We start from the raw sequence: 20,438 nt of genomic DNA on the forward strand, positions 1-20,438 counted from the left end.
TGAGGCGATTGTCTTACTAATGCCCTGTTCCGCTGCCCCACACGAGTGAGTAGTACGGCAAGTCGGTGACCCTCGAACTTCACGCTCCTGCCTACAGAACGTCACGACCGATCACCTGAGAACAGCAGGGACCCCCTCATGCTCAGAGCCGCGCAGAAACGATCGCCCGGTCTTGCGCCGGCGATCCGTCATCACGCCGAACTGAACCGTCTCAACCGGTGGCGCCGCTGGATAGGGCCTCCCTGCAGCCTCTATGATCGGCACACTTTCCTGCGCGGACACTCACGAACACTGCGGGAGCCAACGGTGAGCGGAACCTCAGAAGGAACCGGTTCGGCGGCCGACAGCATCCGATCGGCCATTACGGAGCGTCACCCGTCAGTGCCGGCAGTGCCGTCGGCGTCGGCCACCCAGGCCGTGCCGGCGTCGTCGTACCGCGCCGACTCCGACTTGCGCGACTACCGGGCCGCCTTCAACGCGGCCCACCTCGCCATGGCCGTCGTCGACCGCGAGGGCTACGTGGTCGCCGCCAACCAGGCCTTCGCCGGACTGCTCGGCAGCGAACCGCACGCGCTCGTCCACCGGTCCGCCGCCGACCTGGTCGACCTGGCTGCGGAGGCCCGCACCTGGGCCGCGTACCAGGAGGTGCTCCGCGGCCGGCAGGCCCGGCTGCGCTGCACCCGCCGCCTCAAACACCCCGACGGGCACTCGCTCTGGACCGAAGTCACCCTCGGACCCGTCCCCGGCACCGGGGACGTCCTGCTGTCGGTGGCCGACATCAGCGACCGCCGCGACCTCCAGGCCCGCCTGCGCCACCTCCAGATGCACGACCCGGTCACGCGCCTGCCGAACCGCGCCCTGTTCTTCGAGCGGCTCTCCGCCGCCCTGGAGGCCGCCTCGTACGAACACGGTGGCGGCACCGGCCGGATCGGGCTGTGCTACCTGGACCTCGACGGGTTCAAGGCGGTCAACGACACCCTCGGCCACCGGGTCGGCGACCGGCTGCTCACCGCCGTCGCCGCCCGCCTGACCCAGTGCGCCGACCAGTCCGGCTACGGGCGCACCGGCGGGCACCTGGTCGCGCGCCTCGGCGGCGACGAGTTCGCCCTGCTGGTCGAGGACTCCACCGGCACCGAACAGCTCGCCGACCTGGCGCGGAGCGTGCTGGCCGCCGTACAGGAACCCTTCGACCTGGCCGGGCAGCGGCTGTCCGTCTCCGCCTCGATCGGCGTCGTGGAGCGGGCGGCGGCCGGCACCTCGGCGACCGGCCTGATGCAGGCCGCCGACACGACCCTCTACTGGGCCAAGGCGGACGGCAAGGCCCGCTGGACCCTGTTCGACCCGGAGCGCAACGCGCACCGCATGACCCGCCAGGCGCTCTCCTCCACACTCCGGCCGGCCGTGGAGCGGGGCGAGTTCGGGCTGGAGTACCAGCCGCTGGTGGACCTGGAGAGCGGCGCGGTGCGCGGGGTCGAGGCGCTGGTGCGCTGGAACCACCCGCAGTTCGGGACGCTCACGCCGAATCGGTTCATCGGGATCGCCGAAGAGGACGGTTCCATCGTCCAGTTGGGGCAGTGGGTCCTGCGGACCGCCTGTCGGCAGGCCCGCCGCTGGCAGATCGAACAGCCCAGCGACTCACCGGTCTTCGTGTCCGTCAACGTCGCCGTCCGGCAGGTCTGGGACTCGGACCTCGTGGGCGACGTCGCTGAGATCCTGGCCGAGACGGGCCTCGCCCCGCAGCTGCTGCAGCTGGAGCTGACCGAGTCCGCGGTGATGGGCTCGGCCGGGCGTCCCCTCCAGGCCCTTCAGGCGCTCAGCGACATGGGCGTGCGGATCGCGATCGACGATTTCGGCACCGGTTACTCGAATCTCGCCTACCTCAGCAGACTTCCTGTATCAGTTCTGAAACTGGACGGTTCGTTCGTGCGCGGGTTCCGCTACGAGGAGGGCACGCACCCGAACCCGGCCGACGAGACCATCGTCGAGGCCCTGGTCCAGCTCGCCCACAGGCTCGGCCTGACGGTGACCGCGGAATGCGTGGAGACCGCCGGGCAGGCCGCACGGCTGCGGCGCGTCGGCTGCGACACGGGCCAGGGCTGGCTCTACTCGCGGGCGGTGGGCCCGGAGCGGATCGCCGAGATGATCGGCACCAGACCGGGCACGGAACACCCCCGCTAGCCGTTCCACTTAACCGTTTTCGGGCTGTCTAGGGCCCCTTTCAGCGTTGGACAGGCCAGATCCCCCTTGTAACGATCCTCAGGCCAAAGGTTCTTGACCAAGTTCCTTGATCCGTGGGGGAAAGCACCATGAAACACACCCGTCCCGCACTCGCCCTGACCATCGGCGCCCTCGCCCCGGCCCTGCTGCTCGCCACCCCGGCCCTCGCCGCCGGCCAGGCCGCGGCGGCGCCCGCGAAGGCGGTCGCGGTCACCGCCGGGGAGTCGCCGTACGACACCATGTCGGACGCCGAACTGCGTGCCGAGGTCAACCACATCCTGGCCGGCAAGCCGGGCAAGGGCGTGACCAGTGCGGCCGACAAGGCCCTCGCCGGCACCACCGAGGACGTGCGCACCTTCCTGAAGACCGGCCTCGCGAAGGCCCAGGACGACGACAACGCGGTCGCCATCCTCCGCATCCTGGGCGGCAAGCCCGGCAAGGGCGTCACCCGCGAAGCCAACAAGGCCCTCGACGGCACCCCGGCCGACCGCACCGCCTTCCTCAAGACCGGCCTCGCGAAAGCCCAGGACGACGACAACACGGTCGCCATCCTCCGCATCCTGGGCGGCAAGCCCGGCAAGGGCGTCACCCGCGAAGCCAACAAGGCCCTCGACGGCACCCCGGCCGACCGCACCGCCTTCCTCAAGACCGGCCTGCGCCTGGCCCAGGCCGAGGACGACCGCGTCGAAGCCTTCCGTATCCTCGCCCGCCCGGGCATCAGCGAGGCCCTGTACGCGGCGGCCCAGAAGGCCATCGACGGCACCCCGGAGGAGCTCCGGTACTTCATCACGGTCGGCCAGTTCCAGGTCTGAGCGTGACAGGCGCCGGCTTCGTACGCCGGCCGCATTCGGGGGCGAAGGCCCTTGACCAACTTCTTTGATCTGTGGGGGAAACCATCATGAAGCTCACCCGTTCCGCGCTCGCCCTGACCGTCGGCGCCCTGGCCCCGGCCCTGCTGCTCGCCACCCCGTCCCTCGCCAGCGCCGCACCGGTGAAGGCGTCGGTCACGGCTCCGGCGAGCACGGTGCCCGGCTCCGACACGGAGAACGCCGTCGCCATCGCCAAGATCCTGGCGGACCCGGCGAGCGGCAAGGCCGTGATCCGCGAGGCCAACAGGGCCCTCAGCGGCACCCCCGAGGACCGCGTGGCGTTCCTGACCACGGGCTTCGCCAAGGCCCAGGACGAGGACAACAGGTTCGCCATCGCCAAGATCCTCGCCGGCAAGCCGGGCAAGGCCGTCACCCGCGAGGCCGGCAAGGCCCTCGACGGCACCCCCGCCGACCGCGTCACCTTCCTGAAGACGGGCCTGGCGATCGCCCAGGACGAGGACAACCGCGTCGCCATCGCCAAGATCTACGGCGACCCGGCCTCGGGCAAGGGCGTCAAGCGCGAGGCCATCAAGGCCTTCAACGGCACCGCCGCCGACCGCGCCGCGTTCCTGAAGACCGGCCTGCGACTGGCCCAGGCCGAGGACGACCGCGTCGCCGTGGGCCGCATCCTCGCCCGCCCCGGCATCAGCCCGGCCCTGTACGCGGCGGCCCAGAAGGCCGTCGACGGCACTCCCGAGGAGCTGCGCTACTTCATCACGGTCGGCCAGTTCCAGGTCTGACCGCCGTGAGCGGCCGCCAGGACCGGTAAGGGAAGGCCGGACCGCCCGATGGGCGGTCCGGCCTTCACGCACATGCTCGTCCGGCTATCCGCTCACGACCTTGTCGTAGCGCAGGGCGACGTAGCCCGAGGCGGCGTGGCCGGCGATGCGGCCGTCGGTGCCACCGTTGAGGTAGTCCTGACCGCGCATCATGTCGTCGTTGGTGTTGGCCTCGTGGATGTACGAGAACTTCCCCGCGGCCTTGTCGACCCACTTCTCGAAGAGCACCACGTGCCCGTCCAGGGTGTTCAGCGCGTCACCGGGCTGGAGGTCGGACTTGGAGATGGTGGCGGCGATGCCCGGCAGGCTCTGGGTCGTGTAGCTGGTACCGGCGTGCCAGACCATCGAGACGAAGCCGGAGCAGTCGGTGCGGTAGGTGTGGTCGCCGTCCGGGTCGGAGGCGTACGCGCCCTGGTTGTAGGGGATGTCACGGCTCAGCCAGTTCGCGGCGCGGCTCATGATCTCGCTGCGGGCGATCTGCCCGCCCTTGGTGGAGGGGGTGGGGGTCGGGGGCGCCGGCGGCTGGTAGGTGCAGTCGTTGGCGAAGGCGGAGAGCAGGCTCTGGGTCCAGCCGCTCGCGTCGACCGGGTCGGCGGGGTGGTAGGCGATGTCGTCACCCTTGCCGTCGGTGGGGTCGGCGTCGTGGTACCAGTACATCCCGCCGTTCGTACGGCCGTAGTAGAGGCCGCCGCCCGGCGAGACGAGGTTGTCGACCGCCGACCAGCCGGAGCTCTTGAGCACCGAGCTCTCCCAGTCCCCGACGCCGTTGATCTGGTACGAGAGCAGCCGTCCGTCGGCCGTGCTGGCGATGAGGACGTCGTCGCCGGCGGCTGCGAGGGTCTTGAGGACGAAGCCCGTGTCGATCACCGCGTGCTTGGCGATGTGGGCGGGCCCGCTGGGCTTGGCCTGGGAGACGTTGTAGCGGTGGAGCTCGCCGCCGACCGTGCCGTAGAGGTGACCGGCGCCGTCGTAGGTCAGCTTGTCGAAGGTCCAGCCGCTGTCCCAGATCTTGGTGACTCCGGCCAGGGCCAGGGCGCTGTCGTTGGTCTGGATGTCGACGCGGTACAGCTCGCCGGCCGTCGAGGTCACGAGGACGGTGTTGAAGTTGAGGGTGGCCATCGCCTTGGGCGTGAAGCCGAGGTTCGCGCCGATCAGGGTCTTGACGCGGTCACCGGTGTTGGGGGCTATCGCCGTGTAGGTGAGGCGTCCGTCGGGGAGGGTGCCGTAGACCGACACGTTGCCGCCGCAGATCGCGGCGGCCTGGGCCGGCGCCGAGGTGAGGGTGACCATGCCGAGGGTCGTGGCAGAGACGGCCAGGGTGGCGGCGAGGCGGCGCTTGAGGGACGACGAGGACATGGGTGTCTCCGGATTCTGGGCAGCCCTGACGTACGCGCGTCGGGCCGGGGAGGTGAGGGAGGGAGCGGGCGGAGAGCGCGGGGAGCGGGCGCGGGCGGGCGGGCGCGGCTCAGTACCAGTTGTTGTTCAGGAAGTGGGTCCAGGCACCGCACGGTGTGTCGTACCGGCCGTCGATGTAGGACAGGCCCCACTTGATCTGGGTGACCGGGTTGGTGCGCCAGTCGTCGCCGAAGGCGTCCATCTTGGAACCGGGCAGGGCCTGGGGGATGCCGTACGCCGTGGAGTTCGGGTTGTCGGCCCAGTAGCGCCAGCCGCTCTCCCGGTCCCAGAGCTGCTCCAGGCAGTTCCACTGGGTGGAGCTGTTCCAGACGCCGCCGTCGTGCTTGTTCATCAGGTCGCGGCCGGCCGCCTTCACGGCGGGAATGTCCCTGCCGTCGAGCGGGTCCGAGGTGGTGGTGCAGCTGAAGGTCTCCGGCTGCGCGGAGAGCAGCTGCTGTGTCCAGCCGCCGGTGTTGACGGGGGTGTCGTTGTGGTACGCGATGTCGCTGCCAGTGCCGTCGGCCGGGTTGGCGTCCTTGTACCAGTACATGGCGCCGGTGGTCTCGATCCGGCCGTAGTAGAGGCCGCCACCGGGCGATACGACCTGGTCGAAGCCGGACCAGCCGGAGGTCTTGAGGTCGTCGCGGTCCCAGGTGCCATCGCTGTTGATCTTGTAGGAGTAGAGCGCGCCCGCCGACGTGGTGGCGAGGAGGCGGTCGTCCCCGGCGGCCGTGAGGGTCTTCAGGACGAACCCGCCGCCGATCTCCTTGCGCTGGCCGATGTGCGCCGAGCCGGTCGGCTTGGGCTGTGAGACCAGGTACTGGAGCAGGACCCCGCCCGCCGTGCCGTACAGGTGGCCGTGTCCGTCGTAGGTGAGCTTGTCGTGGGTCCAGCCGCTGTCGAAGATCTTGACGGGCGGGCGCTCCAGGACGAGGGACTCGTTGTTGGTGAGGACGTCGAGGCGGTAGAGCGCGCCCGTCGTCGACGTCACCAGCACCGTGTTGAAGTTGAGGGTGGCCATCGCCTTGGGCTCGAACCCCAGGTCCGCCCCGACCCGCACCTTCTTCAGCGCGCCGGTGGCCGGGGTGATGGTGCTGAAGGTGAGACGGCCGTCGGGAAGGACGCCGTAGATCGAGGCGGTCCCGCTGCACGTGGTCGCGGCCTCGGCGGCCGGGGCGGTGGCGACGGCCGCGGCGGTGAGCAGGCCGGCGCCGAGGGCGGCGGAGAGGGCGGCCACCGCGCTCTTACGGGCAGCCTGACGGAGGGTGGTGGTCACTGCGTTCTCCTGGGGAACGGTCACGGTGCGGCTCGGTGGTGCGGTAGCCGTGCGCCCGCAGTGGGGCACGGGCGCCGTCGAGGATGGCGTGGGCCTGGGTGAGGGCCGCGGCTTCGGAGGCGGCCCGCAGGAAGAGGTAGACGTCCACGCCGTCGCGGGCGGCTTTGGCCCGCAGGTGTTCGAGTCCGTGCGCGGCGGGGGTGTGGGCCCAGATCAGATCGGAGACGAGCGCGAGCACGCCCTCCTGGTCCGGATCGGCACGGGGCCCTGAGAGGGAGGCTCGGACGACGCGCATCCCGGCTAGTCCCAGTTGATGCTGTCCTCGACCGACACGGGGGCGGTGTCCCAGTTGATGCTGCCGTCGTCGGAGGCACTGACGTGGCGGTTCTCGGCGGACGCGGTCACCGAGGTGGTGGTGACGGCACCGGCGCAGAGGGCGGCGAAGACGGCGGCGACAGCGGCGAAGCGGGCGGTACGGGACATGGTTTCCCCCAGGTCACAGGCTCGGAAGCGAGGCGTTCGGTGCGGTGTGCTGCGCGCTGGTCCGGATCGTCCTTGCGGCTCTGGCCTGAGTCGGGGAGTTCCCTCCCCGCCGTCCGGTGATCACCATGTTGCTGCCCCCGGGCCCCGCGAAGAAGAGGTTCCGGCTGTCACCAACGGGCCTGGCACCTTGGTGCCAGACTTCGCCTACGATCGCGGAGGCGGCGCCGGCCGGGCCGCCCAACTACCGCCGGGGGGCTGGGAGATGCTGCAGACACTGGGTCTCGGGGCCGATGTGGAAGCCGTGTACCGGGGCATGCTGGCCGACCCCTCGGGAGGGATCGCCGAGCTCAGCGCCCGCCTCGGCCTCACCGAGACCCAGGTCCGCGAGGGCCTGGACCGGCTCGTCGACCTCGACCTCCTCAGACCGTCACGTGACTGCCCGGGCGGGCTGCGCGCGGTGCGACCCGAGCTGGGTCTGGAGCTGCTGCTGCGCCGCCAGGAGGAGGAACTGGCCCGGCAGCAGCAGGAGCTGGCCCGCAGCAAGGCGGCCGCGGCGCAGGTGGTCTCGGAATTCGCGGAGCTCAGCCCGAACACCGAGGTCGACGGCGCGGAGCGGCTCGTGGGGATGGACGCCATCCATGGCCGGCTGGAACAGCTCGCCCACGACCTGTCCCGGGAATGCCTGGCGATCCTGCCGGGCGGCGCACTGTCCGAGGCCAGCCTGGAGGCCTCCCGGCCGCTGGACCGGCGGGCGCTGGCCCGCGGCATCGAGATGCGCTCGGTCTACCAGGACAGCGCCCGCAACGATCCGGCGACGCTGGCCTACGCGCGGTGGCTGACCGAAGAGGGCGGCCAGGTGCGGACGAGTCCGCTCCTGCCGCCGCGCCTCCTGATATTCGACCGGACGGTGGCGGTGGTCCCGATCGACCCCGACCACTCCCGTCTGGGCGCCCTGTGCACCAGCGCGCCCGGGATCGTGGCCTCCCTGACCAACCTGTTCGAGCAGACGTGGGACTCCGCCGGACCGCTCGGAGCCGACCGCCCCCGCCCCAGCGACACCCGCCCCACCGCGACCGAGCTGGAACTGCTGAAGCTCCTGGCCTCGGGCATGACGGACGAGGCCGCGGCGAAGCGGCTCGGGGTGTCGCTGCGCACGGTCAGGCGCCAGATGGCCGCCCTCATGGAACGCCTCCACGCGACGAGCCGCTTCGAAGCCGGCCTCAAGGCGGCCCAGCAGGGCTGGCTCTGACGGTCAGAGACTCCGGACGAACGTCGTGAATGCGGCTGCCGTGACCGTGAAGACCGGCCCGCCGGGGTTCTTGGAGTCCCGGACGGCCACTTCACAGGGCTGGGCAGCCACCTCGACGCAGTCGCCGCCGCTGCTTCCGCTGTACGAGGCCTTGCGCCAGGCGGCGGTGCCGAGCGGGGCGCACTCGACGCAGTCTCCGCCCGTATTTCCGCTGTAGCTGGACTTACGCCACAGCATGCCGGTCAGGTTCTGACTGCTCCCCATAACGCTCCTCCATTACCTGCGCGATCAACACCGCCGAGTCCTCTACGGAGAGTGCGGCGGCCTGCAAGTGAGCGTAACGAAGCGCGGCTTCCCTGACGGTGTCGGGGTTGGCCGTCATGTGGCCAGAGATGAGGTCTTCCGTGTAGACGATGTCCGGATCGCTGTCGAAGCGCAGTCCATTGAACGACCCGATCAGGCCTGCGTGTTCACCCGCCGCACACGGCAGCACCTGGATCTGAACCCACCGGTTCTCATGAAAGCTCAGCAGGTGGGCGAGTTGCGCACGCATCACCTGACGACCTCCTATCGGCCGGTGCAGCACTCCCTCGTCGAGCACTACCCAGACCATCGGCGACTTCTCCTGGCGCAGGATGCGATGCCGTTCCATTCGAGCCGCGACCAACTCATCCAGCCGCTCCGGCAATCCTGTCGCCAGCACCGCGCGTGCGTACGCCTCCGTCTGAAGGAGCCCGTAGACCAACTGCGACTGGTAGGTGGAGATGTACGCCGCCCGGGCCTCCATCTCCGCGTACGCCTGGAACCACACCGGCAGGACGCTCCGCAGGACCAGGCCCACCAGGCGGGAGAAGTGCCCGTCCGTACCCAGCGCCGCGTCCACCCGTTCCGAGAAGTCGCGGGTCGGGACCCGCTTGCCGTTCTCGATCATGCCGATCAGCGACCCGGTGCAGAAGATGATCGCGCCCAGCTGGGCCTGTTTCAGGCCCGCCTCTTCCCGCAGCCGGCGCAGCTCGTAGCTGTAGTAGTCCAGCGGCGAGGCACTGGGGTCGATGTCACGGACGACGGCCATGGGGACGGCACCTCCAAGCGGAGAACGAGCTTGTGGCCGAGAGTAGCGACGTCGACACGTACCGGTGTCGGGAATCCCGCAACCATGTCACACACCTCCGCCCCGCCCCCGGGAGAGTGGGGGCAGGGCGGAGGTGTCGCTCGGCGCGGGGTGGGGGGAGATCAGCAGGCGCCGAGGTCCTTCCAGACGCCCCACTCACCCGTGGTGCCCGGGGTCTCGTTCTGCGTCCACCACTGGGCCTTGTACTTGCGGCCGTTGTAGGAGACCTCGTTGCCGGCCGCGTAGATGGTGCCCGCGACGTACGCCGGGGTCGAGCCGCAGCCCGTCGGCGGAGTGGTCGGGGGCGTGGTCGGCGGGGTCGTGGGCGGAGTGGTCGGAGGCGTCGTCGGCGGGGTGGTCGGCGGGACCGTGGTGCCGCCGAGGGCGTCCGAGATCTGGTTGAGCAGGGTGGTGTTGTTGTCCAGGCCGAGCAGGGAGTACATCATCGCGCCGGCCAGGCCGCGCTGCTTGCCGTAGTCGACCCGGGCCTGGATGGACTTCTGGTTGAGGCCGGTGAAGAACTCGCCGTCCTTGTAGAAGTACGAGGCCTTGGCCTGGTCGTCCCAGAAGGTGGTCGCCGGGTTGTCGACGAGGCCGCCGAGCTCCTTGTAGTTGGCGATACCGGCCTGCTGGCTGGTGGGCCGGGCGCCGGAGGCTCCGGTCGCGGACTGGGCGAGGCCGTTGTTCGCCCCGGCGGGGACGCCCTTCCAGCCGCGGTAGTAGAACTCGTAGCCCAGCGTCAGCTTGTTGGCGGGGAAGCCGCCGGTGATCCCGTAGGCCGGGTTGCCGTCGATCCAGGAGTCGATCGCGTTGTCGATGCTGTACTTCTGGGTGCCCGGCGCGATCGGGTCGGTCGGGTCGTTGGCGCCGGAGTACAGCGGGGACTGGTGGTACGTCGGGCCGTCGCCGTCCCAGGCGCCGTGCATGTCGTACGTCATGATGTTCGCGTAGTCGAGGTACGCGCCGATCTTGTCCGTCTCGATGTACTTGATCTTGTCCTGGCCGGCCGGGAGGGCCGAGGTCAGCAGGTACTTCTTGCCGCCGTTGGCCTGGCCGTAGGCGTCGAGCTGCTCGCGGAACTCCTTGAGCAGGAGCGTGAAGTTCTGCTTGTCCTCGGGGGCGTAGTGGTTGCCGAGGTGGCCGCCGGACGAGCCCGGGTACTCCCAGTCGATGTCGATGCCGTCGAAGATGCCGGCCGCGACGCCCTGGCCGCCGTAGCCGCCCTCGACCGGGAGGTTGCCCTTGATGTACTGGTCGATGCAGGAGGAGACCAGCTTCTTGCGGGAGGCGTCGGTCTTCGCCGCGTCGCTGAAGTACTTGGAGTAGGTCCAGCCGCCGATCGAAATGTTGATCTTCAGGTGGGGGTACTTGGCCTTCAGCTGCTTGAACTGGTTGAAGACGCCGACGATCGGCTGGTCCCACTTGTCGGCGACCCCGCTGACGCTGTCCGCGGCACTGAAGGACTTCTGGTAGTCGGCGTAGGAGTCGCCCGCGCCGTCACCGGCGTTGGGGTTGTTGTCGTCACCCGCCGCCTTGTTCGCCTCGAAACAGGTGAGGTTGGTGGGGTGGATGTTGCCGAACGAGTAGTTGATGACGTCCAGCTTGCCCGCTATGCCGCGGGTGTCGAGGTGCTTGGGGTAGAAGGCGTTGCCGTACACGCTCCACTGGTCGTAGTAGGCGATACGGACGCCGCCCGCCGCGGCGCCGGCCGAGGCGTCGGCGGCCTGGGCGGTGCCGAGTCCCGCGAAGGAGGCCAGCGCTCCGGCGGCCAGCGCGGCCGTGGCGGCGGCTGCGATGAGTGGTTTACGGATGTGCATGAGCTGTCTCCGTGGGGGTGGGAGGGGAGTTCAAGCGGTTCGGGTGAGAGAAGTGATAGCGATCACTCCACCCCCACGTCAATGGTTCGGACCAAAGAAGGACTAGACCACTCAAGCGCTATTTCCCCAAGTCAGAGACTTGAGCGCACATCAGAAACCGCTCGCCACCCCGGGTGACGAGCGGTTTAAGGCTGCCTTCAGGCAGCTCCGCGCAAGGTTTCGGCAACAAACCAGCCAAACGCCGTTCGCACGCCGTCAATCGGCGGCGGGCGCCTCCACCGGCATGCCGTACACGTCCGCGATGAGCTCGTAGGAGCGCAAACGGGCCGCCCCGCTGTGGGCGTTGGAGGTCAGCATCAGCTCGTCCGCGCCCGTCCGCTTCGCCAGGTCGTCCAGCCCGGTGCGGACCTCGTCGGGGGTGCCGTGGACGACGTTCGCGAGCCAGCTGTCGACGAACTCCCGCTCCAGCGGGGAGAACGGGTACGCCGCCGCCTCCTCGGGCGTCGGGATCAGGCCGGGCCGTCCGGTGCGCAGGCGCAGCATCGACAGCGCGCCCGTGAGCACCTGGGCGCGGGCCGCCTCGTCGGTGTCGGCGGCGAGCGCCGAGACCCCGATGACGGCGTAGGGGGCGTCGAGGACGGCCGAGGGGCGGAAGCTCTGGCGGTAGAGGTCGAGCGCGGGCAGGGTGCCGGCCGCCGAGAAGTGGTGGGCGTAGGCGAAGGGCAGGCCGAGCTCGCCGGCGAGGCGGGCACTGAAGCCGGAGGAGCCGAGCAGCCACAGCGGCGGCCGGCCGGCGGGGCCCTGGACCGGGCCGGGTACGGCGTGCACGCGGGCGTACGGATGCCCGTCGGGGAAGTCGTCGTCGAGGAAGCGGGTGAGCTCCGCGAGCTGCCGGGGGAACTCGTCGGCGGCCTCGTCGAGGCGCCCAGGTCCGCGCAGTGCGGCGGCGGTGCGGCCGTCGGTGCCGGGGGCGCGGCCGAGTCCGAGGTCGATCCGGCCCGGGGCGAGCGCCTCCAGGGTGCCGAACTGCTCGGCGACGGCGAGCGGGGCGTGGTTGGGCAGCATGACCCCGCCGGAGCCGAGCCGGATGCGGGAGGTGTGCGCGGCGAGGTGGGCCAGGATCACGGCGGGCGAGGAGCTGGCGACGCCGGGCATGGAGTGGTGCTCGGCGACCCAGTGGCGGTGGTAGCCGCGGGACTCGGCGAGGCGGGCGATCTCGACGCTCGTGCGGAGGGAGGCGTGGGCGGTGCTGCCCGCGCCGACGGTGACGAGGTCCAGGACGGAGAGCGGTACGGTCGCCCGGCCCGGTGCGGTGGCGCGGATCGCGTGCCCGTGCGGGTGCGCGTTCGCCCGCGCGTTCGCCCGCGCGTTCGCGTTCCGGTTCGCCTCGCCGCTCCGGCTCGCGATGTCCTGTGCGTCGTCCCCTGCGTCACTCATCGTCGCTCCCGTTTCGCTCTCCTGTGCGTGCGGCATCAGTACGACACCGTACGAAGAACTCGAACCGTGGGCGGCCGCCCGGCATTCCCGGGGGGACTGGGCGAGGGTCATGCCTCTGGCATATGCCAATGGAGTAGGTCCAGGCAGACAGACATAATTGAGCCAGTAATCTCACCAACAGGCGCTCCACATGGGCCCCTTGGTGGCTATCGTGGTAGGGCAAGCGGTAACAACCTGCTAGGGGGAAACCGTGGCGCTGAAGCCCGAGCCGACCGCGCCATTCCACTCGGTGCAGTACGCACTACGCGTACTCGAAACGATCGCACGTCACACCGGTGGTGTGACGGACGTGCAGATCGCGCGTGAGACCGGCCTGCCCGCAGCCCATCTCGCTCCGATGCTGCTCATGCTGCGCCGGGAGGGATACGTCCTGCAGGTGTCCGACGGTGCATACGCCATAGGGGATTCCCTCGTCCTGCTCGGCTCCGGCATCGACCGGCAGCAGGCGCTCACCGACAAGCTCCAGGAGACCCTGGACCGGCTGCGCGACTCGGTCGGCGCGGCCGTCTACATCAGCCGGTACGTGGACGGCGAGGTCAGGATCACGCAGTTCGCGGACAGTCCCCGCACCCCGAAGGTGCACGAGTGGGTCGACTTCCGCTCCGCCGCGCACGCCAGCGCGGTCGGCAAGTGTCTGCTGACGCAGCTCGACCTGAACGGTCGGCGCGACCACCTGTCCCGGCACAAGATCGCCCGGCTCACGTCGAAGACGATCGTGAACGAGCGGATCCTGTTCTCCAAGCTGGACGCCCAGCCCGCCACCGTGCCCATGCTGGACCTGCAGGAATACGCCGTGGGCACGGTCTGCGCGGCGGTCCCGATCACGGCCGGGGCCTCGGTGGGCTGCCTGGCCCTGTCGATGCCGGTCGAGCACGCGCACCGGCTGCGGGCCGCGGCGGACACCTTGAACCGGAAGGCCGCACCGCTGCTGCTGTCGCTCACGCTTTAGGGGTGGCAGCAGGGCCGATGGGCCCGGAAAACACTTCGGGCGGTTCCCGGTGAAACCGGAAACCGCCCGAAGGACAGGTGCGCCGCCAGGGACTCGAACCCCGGACCCGCTGATTAAGAGTCAGCTGCTCTAACCAACTGAGCTAGCGGCGCCTGCTGACAGAGAAAATACTACCTGGTCCTCAGGGGTGCTCAAAACCATTAGCCGCGGAGGTACGCGAGGACCGCCAGGACCCGGCGGTGGGTGTCCTCGGCGGGCGGCAGGTCGAGCTTCCCCAGGATGTTCCCGATGTGCTTGCCGACGGCCGCCTCGGACACCACCAGCTCCCGGGCCACGGCCCCGTTCGACTTCCCCTCCGCCACCAGGCCCAGTACCTCCCGTTCCCGCGGGGTCAGCGCGGCCAGCGGGTCGCGGCGGCGGCGCAGGAGCTGGCGTACGACCTCCGGGTCCACCACCGTCCCGCCGCCGGCCACCGTGACCACCGCGTCGAGGAACTGCTCCACCTGCCCGACCCGGTCCTTCAGCAGGTAGCCGACGCCGCCGCCGTCCCCCGAATCCAGCAGGTCGGCGGCGTACGAGCGCTGCACGTACTGGCTGAGCACCAGCACCGGCAGGTCCGGGCGCGCGGCCCGGAGCTCCACGGCGGCGCGCAGTCCGTCGTCGGACAGGCCCGGGGGCATCCGTACGTCGGTCACGACGACGTCCGGGTGGTGGAGGGCCACGGCGCGGCGGAGCTCGTCCGCGTCCCCGACGGCAGCCGCCACCCGGTGGCCGAAACGCGTCAGCAGGCCGACGAGCCCTTCGCGCAGCAGGACCCCGTCCTCGGCGAGGACGATGTTCAGGGATTGCTCGTGGGGCTGATCACCGGGCACGGGATCTCCAGGCTCAGAACGGTCGGGCCGCCGGGCGGGCTGGTGATCGCCAGTGTGCCATCGAGGACCGCGATCCGGTCGGCCAGTCCGGTCAGCCCGGACCCGGCGGCCGGATCCGCGCCGCCGCGGCCGTCGTCGGTGACGGCTATGACCAGCGCGGCGCCGGTGTGCCGGGCGGTGACGGCGGCGCGGGCCGCGCCGCTGTGCCTGCCGATGTTGGCGAGGGCCTCGCAGACCGCGAAGTAGGCGGCGGCCTCGACGGACTCCGGGAGGCGCGGCAGGCCGGTGCCCAGATCGGTGTCCACGGGGACGGCGGAGCGCTCGGCGGCGTCGGCGAGGGCGCCGGTGAGGCCGTAGTCGGTGAGGACCTGCGGGTGGATGCCGTGGATCAGCTCGCGCAGTTCCGCGAGGACCTTGCCGGCCTCGTCGTGGGCGGTGGCGAGCCGGTCGGCGAGCGGGCCCGGGGGTGCGTCGAGGCGGGCGAGGCCGAGGGTCATGGTGAGGGCGACGAGCCGCTGCTGGGCGCCGTCGTGCAGGTCGCGCTCGATCCGGCGGCGCTCGGCCTCGAAGGCGTCGACGAGCCGGGCCCGGGAGCGGGTGACCTCGGCGAGCAGCCCCTGGAGCTCGCGCTCGCGGGGAGCGAGCAGGGCGCGGGTGAGGGCGGCGCGGGCCCCGGCGAGGGCGCCGAGCGGATGGAGGAGGGCGGGCAGCAGCACGGCCCCGGCGGCGGCGATCGCGAAGGCGGGCGGGTAGGAGGTGACCAGCCAGAGCTTGACCACCTTGACCTCGCCGTCGGCGGCGAGGGCGAGCTGGAGCGGGGTGGTGAGCAGGAGCAGCGGCAGGCCGAGCAGCGTCGCGACGACGGCGAGGTCGACCCACCAGAGCAGGAGGCCGTGCAGGACGGCGTAGGCGAGCTCGCGCCAGGTGGCCTGCTCGCGGTAGCGCAGCCGGGCCCAGGCGAGGAGGCCGGGTTCGGCGGGTGTGCGGTGGGGGGTGCCGGTGGGGGTGCGGTCGACGAGGCGCAGGCGGCGGCGCTCGACGGCGGCGACCGGTACGCCGGCGAGACCGAGGAGGGCGAGCAGGGGGAGGCCGACGAGGACGAGGCTGAGCGTGGCGCCGGCCGCGGCGAGGAGGACGAGGACGAGGAGGACGGGGATCCCGGTGAGGGCGCTCCCGGCGAGGTAGCCGGCGGCTCGCCAGGGCCAGGCGGACCGCAGGTACCGGCGGTGGGCCAGGGCGTGCCAGGGGGTACGGGGGTGATCGTCCATGCGGGCACGCTAGCCGCGGGCCCGGCGGGGTGACGATGGCCCTACCGGGCGTCCGCCGGGTATACCCAGCCCCACCCCGGGGCCCCGCCCGGACCCGCGCCTCAATCTCCCCCAGCTACCGCTGGGAGGTGCCCCCTGGCGGGGCTGGATTGCGCGGGCGCGCCTCAAAGCCCTGGGGCTCCGCCCCAGACCCCGCGCCTCAAACGCCGGCGGGGCTAAAAGATAGCCCCGCCGGCGTTTGAGGCGCGGGTCCGGGCAGAGCCCGGCAACGGCGGGGCGGGGGTCAGTGGGCCAGCAGGTCGGACCGGCCGTGGGACTCGTACTCCGCCAGGAGGGCGGTCAGGGCGGCCGCGTTCAGGCGGGTGTAGCCCCCGGCCGGGGAACGGTGCCAGACGGGGTCCGCACAGCGGAAGCCCTCGCGGCGGAGGGAGACGCGGTGGATCTTGTTCGTCGCCGTGGTCGGCATGGTCTCGACGATGCGGACGTAGCGCGGGGCCATCTTCGTGCCCAGGTCCGGCTGGCGGGAGAGGAAGGTCCCGAAGGCGGACGGGTCGAAGGCCGCGCCCTCCCGGAGGGCGAGGGCCGCCATGACCTGGTCTCCCGCCACCTCGTCCGGGACGGCGTAGACGGCGACCGCCGCCGCGTCCGTCCAGCGGGCCAGGATGTTCTCGATCATCGCCGCGGCGAGGTTCTCGCTGTCGACGCGGAGCCGGTCGTCGGTGCGGCCCGCGAAGTAGAGGAAGCCGGCTTCGTCGCGGAAGAAGAGGTCGCCCGTCCAGTACCAGCCGTCGCGGGTGCGGTCGGCCTCCGCGTCGGGGTTGCGCCAGTAGCCCTCGAACAGGCTGCGGCCGCGGTTGACCAGTTCGCCGATCGCCGCCGAGCCGTTGAGCAGGCGGCCGTCCGGGCCGAGGACCGCGGGCGGGCATTCGGCGCCCGTCTCCGGGTCGATCACCGCCAGGTCGTCGCCCGCGCCCGCCCGGCCCAGGGCGCCCGGCGGGGTGTCCGGGGCGCGCTGGACGGAGGCTCCGCCCTCGGTGGCCCCGTAGCCCTCCACCAGCCGGACCCCGAACCGCTCGGCGAAGCGGGCCGCGTCCACCGCCCCGGCCTCGGTGCCGAAGCCCAGGCGCAGGGTGTGGGTGCGGTCGTCGGGGCGGGGTTCGGTGGCCAGGAGGTACTGGACCGCCCGCCCGACGTAGGTGAAGTACGTGGCCCCGTAGGCCCGTACGTCGTCCAGGAACGCGGAGGCCGAGAAGCGGCGGCGCAGCGCCACCGGGGCCCCGCCGACGAGCGCCGGCAGCCAGTCGGCGATGACGGCGTTGCCGTGGAAGAGCGGCATGCAGATGTAGTGGACGTCGTCCGGGGTGACGGTGAACTGGCGGGCCAGGGCCGCTCCGGCGGCCGCGAGCCGGCCCTGGGAGCAGATCGCGGCCTTGGGGGCGCCGGTGGAGCCGGAGGTGAAGTAGAGGAGGAGGCGGGAGTCGGGGACGGGGGCCCCCAGCGCGGCTTCGCCGGGCTTGGCGGCGGCGTAGGGGGCGAGCAGGGCCTCGTACTCCTCGGTGCCGGTGACCAGGACGCGTACGCCGGGCAGGTCGAGGCCGCGCAGCAGCGGCAGGTGGGCGCGCTCGGTGATCAGGATCCGGCAGTCGGTGTGCAGGATGTCGCGAGCCAGTTCGGGGCCGCGCCGGGTGGGGTTGATCCCGGCGACGGCGGCCCCGGCGAGGGCCGCCGCGCCGAGCCAGAACGGGAACTCGGGGGTGTTGTCGAGCAGGACCCCGAGGTGCGGCTCGGCCCCCGGGGGCATGAGGTCGACGAGGAGCGCGGCGCGCGCGGCGGCTTCCTGGGCGGTCCGGTGGTGGGTGAGGACACCGCTCTCGTGTTTCAGCCCGGGCCGGTGGTCGCCCCATTGGCGCGCTATGAGCTCCGCGACGGTTTCGGGTGCAGTCGTCGTCCGCATGCCGCCGGAGGGTAGCTGACGTAACGTCAGAACTGAACGTCGGAGCAGGCGTAGAAGGCCATCGGGGTGTCGTTGACGGTCCAGACGGCCAGGATCAGGTGCCGGCCCGTCTTGCCGCTCGGCATGGCCCCCTGGTGGACGGTGGTCATGGCGGGGCGGGCGCCGTTGTAGGCGACCGTGAGGAAGGGCTGGGGTTCGAGGTCGGCGCGGGTGAGGGCCTTGGTGCCGGTCCAGCCGTTCTTGGTGACGTAGTACTTGAAGTCGGTGGTGGAGTGGTTGGCGGTGAACTGCCACCGGAAGGCGTAGCTCTGCCCGCTGGCCACCTTGGTGGTGGGCCAGGCGCCGCCGCGCGGGTCGTCGAGCTCGGAGAACTGGGAGAGTCCGCCGGAACATATCTTGCCGTCGGCGGGGCCGGCGGCCGGGAAGCCCTTGAAGCCCTCGACGCTCTGCGGCTCCCACTGGATCGCACCGCAGTCGGAGACGGTGCGGTTGGCGCAGAGCTTCTGGCGGCTGATCGGTGTGTCGGTGTAGCCGTGGCTGCTGGCGGTGGGGGCGCTGACGAGGGTGATCCCGGCGACGAGACCGAGGCCGAGCGCGGCGACGCCGGCCCGTTTGGGCATGCGGATGGGACGCATGATGCTCCTTGAACGTGGGGGGAGTTCCGTGAGAGCGCGCGCGTGTGGGGATTAGGTCTAGACCAAGTCCCAGATTATTGACGAGAGTTGGCCATGTCCAGACCAATGGGAAAACGGGTGGTCCGTTACCTTCCGGCCACCCGTTCCCGTACCGCTGAACGGCCGCTCCCTACTCGGAGCGGCCCGTGTAGAAGGCGACCGTGAGGTCCTTCACCAGCGCCTTGCGCTCGTAGTCGTCGAGCTCGACCAGCCCGCGCGAGGTCAGCCGGTGGACGGTGTCGTCGACGGCGTCCACGACCGAGCTCAGCACGGTGTCCCGGTGCTTGGCGTCGATCGCCGCGACCCGGCGGCGGCGCATGGCTTCGGCCACCTCGGCCGCGTACTCGATCCGGGTCGGCTGGGCCGAGAACACCTCGATCCCGACCGCCTCGGTCTCGGCCGCCAGCATCCGGGTCAGCGCGTCACCGACGGCCTCCGCGTCGCGCAGGGTCGGGGCGTCCTCGTGGAAGGCGTCGGCGGGCAGCTGCGACAGCACGCGGGCCATCGCCGATTCGACCTGCTCGGCCAGGTACTCCGTGTGGTCCTCGACGGCGAGGGTGGCGCGTGCGGTGTCCTTGACCTGCCAGACCACCTGGACGACGACCTGGAGCGCGAGGCCGCCCGCGTCCACGGCGGGCATCGGGTCGCTGCGCCAGTGGCGCAGGCGTACGTCGACCCGCCGGCGCAGGAGCAGGGGACTCACCCAGGTCAGGCCGGTACGCCGGACCGTGCCGCGGTAGCGGCCGAAGAGGGTGAGCACCCAGGCGTGGCCGGCGCGGGCCCGGCCGAGTCCGCCGAGCGACACGAGGGCGACGATCCCGAGGAAGGCGAGCGGCGGCCAGTGGGTGGCGCGCAGGCCGTGGTAGGCGCGGGGGGTCGCGCCGAAGGCGGCCACGAAGGCGGCGGGGACGACCCCGGCCCGCCAGAGCACGGCCGCGCAGCCGGCGAGGGCGAGCCCGCCGACGCCCACGCCGACCCAGCCGGGCAGCACCGGGCCGCGGTGCTCGCGGAGCCGGTCGTCGCCACGGGGGACCCGGCGGCCGGGGGCGGGGCGCGGGGCGCGGGCGGCGGATGCGGCGGCCGGGGGTGCCTGGGCGGGTGCGGGCACCACCGGAAGCTGTTGCGTACCGCGGAACGGGAGGTGCACCGGCACCTCGGTGACGGAGGTGCCCCGGTTGGCTCCGGGGCGCAGGAGGTCCGGGGCGGCGCCGGCCTCGTCCAGGCCGCGGGCCACCGCCTGGGCGACGATCTCGACCGGTCCGGGCCCGGGGATGCCGGAGTGCGGCGCCGGCGCCGCGTCCACGGGTTCGGGAGCGGCGACGGGCTCCGGCTCCGGCTCCGGCTGGAACGCGAACGCCGGCTCCGGATCGGGCTCGGGCTCCGGATCGGGCTCGGGATCGGCTACCGGTTCCGGCGCGACTTCGGCCACCGGTTCCGGCGCGGCCTCGGGGGCGGCCTCGGGCGCGGCCTCGGCCTCGGGGTCGGCCTCGGCGGTCCGCAGGCGCAGGGTGGCCGGCCCGGCCGGGGCCTCCGCGTCCTGCGGGTGCGGGATGTCCAGGCCCGCGGCGGCCGACGGGGCCGCGGCACCCTGGTCCGCCTCGTCGTACGGGTGGGCCCGGGCCGCCGGCACCTCCCACCCGTGCACCGGCTCGGGCGCCGGGCGGGCGGCCCGCGCCGCGGCCCAGCCGAACGAGGTCTCGGTGAGGACGGCGTGCTCCGGCGCGGCGGGGCCGCCCACCAGGGCGGACGGCGCGGCGGGCGGGACGGACTCGCGCGGAGCCGCGACGGCGACGGCCGCGTGCACCGGCTCCGGCACGGGCGTCGTCGACTCCGCGGCCCACACCGGGTGAGCTGCCGCCAGGACTGCGGGGGCGGGGGCGGGGGCGGCCGCGGGGGTCGGGGCAGGAGCAGGAGCAGGCGTGGGGGCGGGAGTGGGGGCCGGATCCGCCGCCCGGACCGCCACCGGGGCGGCCAGCGGCGGCACGCGGAGGGTGCCCGTCGTCGAGGTGGTGCGCGTGGGGAACATCG

18 protein-coding genes and 1 tRNA gene are annotated in these 20,438 nt (G+C 71.9%); 5 read left to right on the forward strand and 14 right to left on the reverse strand.

Going from position 1 to position 20,438, the window contains the following annotated elements:
• The first annotated feature begins 306 nt into the window (after positions 1–306).
• The 3 genes from JYK04_RS17075 to JYK04_RS17085 all read left to right on the forward strand — a co-directional run bounded on the left by JYK04_RS17075 (position 307) and on the right by JYK04_RS17085 (position 3,826).
• Complete coding sequence (locus tag JYK04_RS17075) at positions 307–2,178, forward strand: putative bifunctional diguanylate cyclase/phosphodiesterase (protein ID WP_189737260.1); 1,872 nt, start codon at positions 307–309, stop codon at positions 2,176–2,178.
• Positions 2,179–2,306: 128 nt separating this feature from the next.
• The gene (locus JYK04_RS17080; RefSeq protein WP_202186067.1) at positions 2,307–3,029 is read left to right on the forward strand and encodes an ALF repeat-containing protein; all 723 of its coding nucleotides are present in this window, start codon (positions 2,307–2,309) and stop codon (positions 3,027–3,029) included.
• Positions 3,030–3,115: 86 nt separating this feature from the next.
• Positions 3,116–3,826, forward strand: coding sequence for an ALF repeat-containing protein (locus JYK04_RS17085; RefSeq protein ID WP_189737264.1), 711 nt, complete (start codon positions 3,116–3,118; stop codon positions 3,824–3,826).
• A gap of 84 nt (positions 3,827–3,910) precedes the next feature.
• Here JYK04_RS17085 and JYK04_RS17090 read toward each other — a convergent pair whose 3' ends face one another.
• The 4 genes from JYK04_RS17090 to JYK04_RS17105 form a co-directional block, all read right to left on the reverse strand.
• Positions 3,911–5,221, reverse strand: coding sequence for a tachylectin-related carbohydrate-binding protein (locus JYK04_RS17090; RefSeq protein WP_189737266.1), 1,311 nt, complete (start codon positions 5,219–5,221; stop codon positions 3,911–3,913).
• Positions 5,222–5,330: 109 nt separating this feature from the next.
• Positions 5,331–6,536 (reverse strand): aggregation-promoting factor C-terminal-like domain-containing protein, encoded by a 1,206-nt coding sequence (locus JYK04_RS17095; RefSeq protein ID WP_189737269.1) that lies wholly within the window; start codon positions 6,534–6,536, stop codon positions 5,331–5,333.
• Positions 6,505–6,831, reverse strand: coding sequence for a hypothetical protein (locus JYK04_RS17100; protein ID WP_189737270.1), 327 nt, complete (start codon positions 6,829–6,831; stop codon positions 6,505–6,507). The genes JYK04_RS17095 and JYK04_RS17100 overlap by 32 nt, the downstream gene beginning before the upstream one ends.
• Positions 6,832–6,836: 5 nt before the next feature.
• Positions 6,837–7,019: a hypothetical protein gene (locus JYK04_RS17105; RefSeq protein WP_189737272.1), complete on the reverse strand. Its 183-nt coding sequence runs from the start codon at positions 7,017–7,019 to the stop codon at positions 6,837–6,839.
• 262 nt (positions 7,020–7,281) lie between these two features.
• Between JYK04_RS17105 and JYK04_RS17110 the strand changes: the two genes are divergently transcribed.
• The gene (locus JYK04_RS17110; RefSeq protein WP_189737274.1) at positions 7,282–8,268 is read left to right on the forward strand and encodes a helix-turn-helix domain-containing protein; all 987 of its coding nucleotides are present in this window, start codon (positions 7,282–7,284) and stop codon (positions 8,266–8,268) included.
• Positions 8,269–8,271: 3 nt separating this feature from the next.
• On the opposite strand, the gene JYK04_RS17115 is transcribed toward JYK04_RS17110, so the two are convergent.
• The 4 genes from JYK04_RS17115 to JYK04_RS17130 all read right to left on the reverse strand — a co-directional run bounded on the left by JYK04_RS17115 (position 8,272) and on the right by JYK04_RS17130 (position 12,633).
• On the reverse strand, positions 8,272–8,532 hold the full coding sequence (locus JYK04_RS17115; RefSeq protein WP_189737276.1) for a DUF397 domain-containing protein: 261 nt from the start codon (positions 8,530–8,532) through the stop codon (positions 8,272–8,274).
• The gene (locus JYK04_RS17120) at positions 8,492–9,340 is read right to left on the reverse strand and encodes a helix-turn-helix domain-containing protein (RefSeq protein ID WP_189737277.1); all 849 of its coding nucleotides are present in this window, start codon (positions 9,338–9,340) and stop codon (positions 8,492–8,494) included. The genes JYK04_RS17115 and JYK04_RS17120 overlap by 41 nt, the downstream gene beginning before the upstream one ends.
• 161 nt (positions 9,341–9,501) lie before the next feature.
• Positions 9,502–11,196 carry a glycosyl hydrolase family 18 protein gene (locus JYK04_RS17125; protein ID WP_189737279.1) on the reverse strand — a complete coding sequence of 565 codons (1,695 nt, stop codon included), beginning with the start codon at positions 11,194–11,196 and terminating at the stop codon, positions 9,502–9,504.
• A gap of 255 nt (positions 11,197–11,451) precedes the next feature.
• Positions 11,452–12,633 (reverse strand): LLM class flavin-dependent oxidoreductase, encoded by a 1,182-nt coding sequence (locus tag JYK04_RS17130; protein ID WP_189737281.1) that lies wholly within the window; start codon positions 12,631–12,633, stop codon positions 11,452–11,454.
• A gap of 250 nt (positions 12,634–12,883) precedes the next feature.
• Here JYK04_RS17130 and JYK04_RS17135 point away from each other — a divergent pair, with 250 nt between their 5' ends.
• Positions 12,884–13,642, forward strand: coding sequence for an IclR family transcriptional regulator (locus JYK04_RS17135; protein WP_030012142.1), 759 nt, complete (start codon positions 12,884–12,886; stop codon positions 13,640–13,642).
• A 78-nt stretch (positions 13,643–13,720) separates the two neighbouring features.
• Here JYK04_RS17135 and JYK04_RS17140 read toward each other — a convergent pair.
• From JYK04_RS17140 to JYK04_RS41220, 6 genes are all read right to left on the reverse strand, one after another.
• A tRNA-Lys gene (locus tag JYK04_RS17140) sits at positions 13,721–13,794 on the reverse strand.
• Between the two features lie 48 nt (positions 13,795–13,842).
• Positions 13,843–14,514 (reverse strand): response regulator, encoded by a 672-nt coding sequence (locus JYK04_RS17145; RefSeq protein ID WP_189737283.1) that lies wholly within the window; start codon positions 14,512–14,514, stop codon positions 13,843–13,845.
• A complete protein-coding gene (locus JYK04_RS17150) occupies positions 14,481–15,782 on the reverse strand; it encodes a sensor histidine kinase (RefSeq protein WP_189737285.1) in 1,302 nt (433 codons plus the stop codon). The genes JYK04_RS17145 and JYK04_RS17150 overlap by 34 nt, the downstream gene beginning before the upstream one ends.
• Before the next feature lie 283 nt (positions 15,783–16,065).
• On the reverse strand, positions 16,066–17,736 hold the full coding sequence (locus tag JYK04_RS17155; RefSeq protein WP_189737287.1) for an AMP-binding protein: 1,671 nt from the start codon (positions 17,734–17,736) through the stop codon (positions 16,066–16,068).
• A gap of 26 nt (positions 17,737–17,762) precedes the next feature.
• Positions 17,763–18,356 (reverse strand): lytic polysaccharide monooxygenase auxiliary activity family 9 protein, encoded by a 594-nt coding sequence (locus JYK04_RS17160; protein ID WP_189737536.1) that lies wholly within the window; start codon positions 18,354–18,356, stop codon positions 17,763–17,765.
• A 184-nt stretch (positions 18,357–18,540) separates the two neighbouring features.
• The gene (locus JYK04_RS41220; protein ID WP_229875260.1) at positions 18,541–20,436 is read right to left on the reverse strand and encodes an SPFH domain-containing protein; all 1,896 of its coding nucleotides are present in this window, start codon (positions 20,434–20,436) and stop codon (positions 18,541–18,543) included.
• Between the last annotated feature and the right edge of the window lie 2 nt (positions 20,437–20,438).

This window comes from Streptomyces nojiriensis, from assembly GCF_017639205.1.
Taxonomy (GTDB): Bacteria; Actinomycetota; Actinomycetes; order Streptomycetales; family Streptomycetaceae; genus Streptomyces; species Streptomyces nojiriensis.

Excerpts from the sequence above, each read along its gene's own strand:
- JYK04_RS17085 (WP_189737264.1), top strand. The coding sequence starts at position 3,116 with ATGAAGCTCACCCGTTCCGCGCTCGCCCTGACCGTCGGCGCCCTGGCC.
- JYK04_RS17150 (WP_189737285.1), bottom strand. The coding sequence starts at position 15,782 with ATGGACGATCACCCCCGTACCCCCTGGCACGCCCTGGCCCACCGCCGG.
- JYK04_RS17100 (WP_189737270.1), bottom strand. The coding sequence starts at position 6,831 with ATGCGCGTCGTCCGAGCCTCCCTCTCAGGGCCCCGTGCCGATCCGGAC.
- JYK04_RS17120 (WP_189737277.1), bottom strand. The coding sequence starts at position 9,340 with ATGGCCGTCGTCCGTGACATCGACCCCAGTGCCTCGCCGCTGGACTAC.
- JYK04_RS17125 (WP_189737279.1), bottom strand. The coding sequence starts at position 11,196 with ATGCACATCCGTAAACCACTCATCGCAGCCGCCGCCACGGCCGCGCTG.
- JYK04_RS41220 (WP_229875260.1), bottom strand. The coding sequence starts at position 20,436 with ATGTTCCCCACGCGCACCACCTCGACGACGGGCACCCTCCGCGTGCCG.
- JYK04_RS17160 (WP_189737536.1), bottom strand. The coding sequence starts at position 18,356 with ATGCCCAAACGGGCCGGCGTCGCCGCGCTCGGCCTCGGTCTCGTCGCC.
- JYK04_RS17105 (WP_189737272.1), bottom strand. The coding sequence starts at position 7,019 with ATGTCCCGTACCGCCCGCTTCGCCGCTGTCGCCGCCGTCTTCGCCGCC.
- JYK04_RS17130 (WP_189737281.1), bottom strand. The coding sequence starts at position 12,633 with ATGAGTGACGCAGGGGACGACGCACAGGACATCGCGAGCCGGAGCGGC.
- JYK04_RS17155 (WP_189737287.1), bottom strand. The coding sequence starts at position 17,736 with ATGCGGACGACGACTGCACCCGAAACCGTCGCGGAGCTCATAGCGCGC.
- JYK04_RS17115 (WP_189737276.1), bottom strand. The coding sequence starts at position 8,532 with ATGGGGAGCAGTCAGAACCTGACCGGCATGCTGTGGCGTAAGTCCAGC.
- JYK04_RS17080 (WP_202186067.1), top strand. The coding sequence starts at position 2,307 with ATGAAACACACCCGTCCCGCACTCGCCCTGACCATCGGCGCCCTCGCC.
- JYK04_RS17110 (WP_189737274.1), top strand. The coding sequence starts at position 7,282 with ATGCTGCAGACACTGGGTCTCGGGGCCGATGTGGAAGCCGTGTACCGG.
- JYK04_RS17090 (WP_189737266.1), bottom strand. The coding sequence starts at position 5,221 with ATGTCCTCGTCGTCCCTCAAGCGCCGCCTCGCCGCCACCCTGGCCGTC.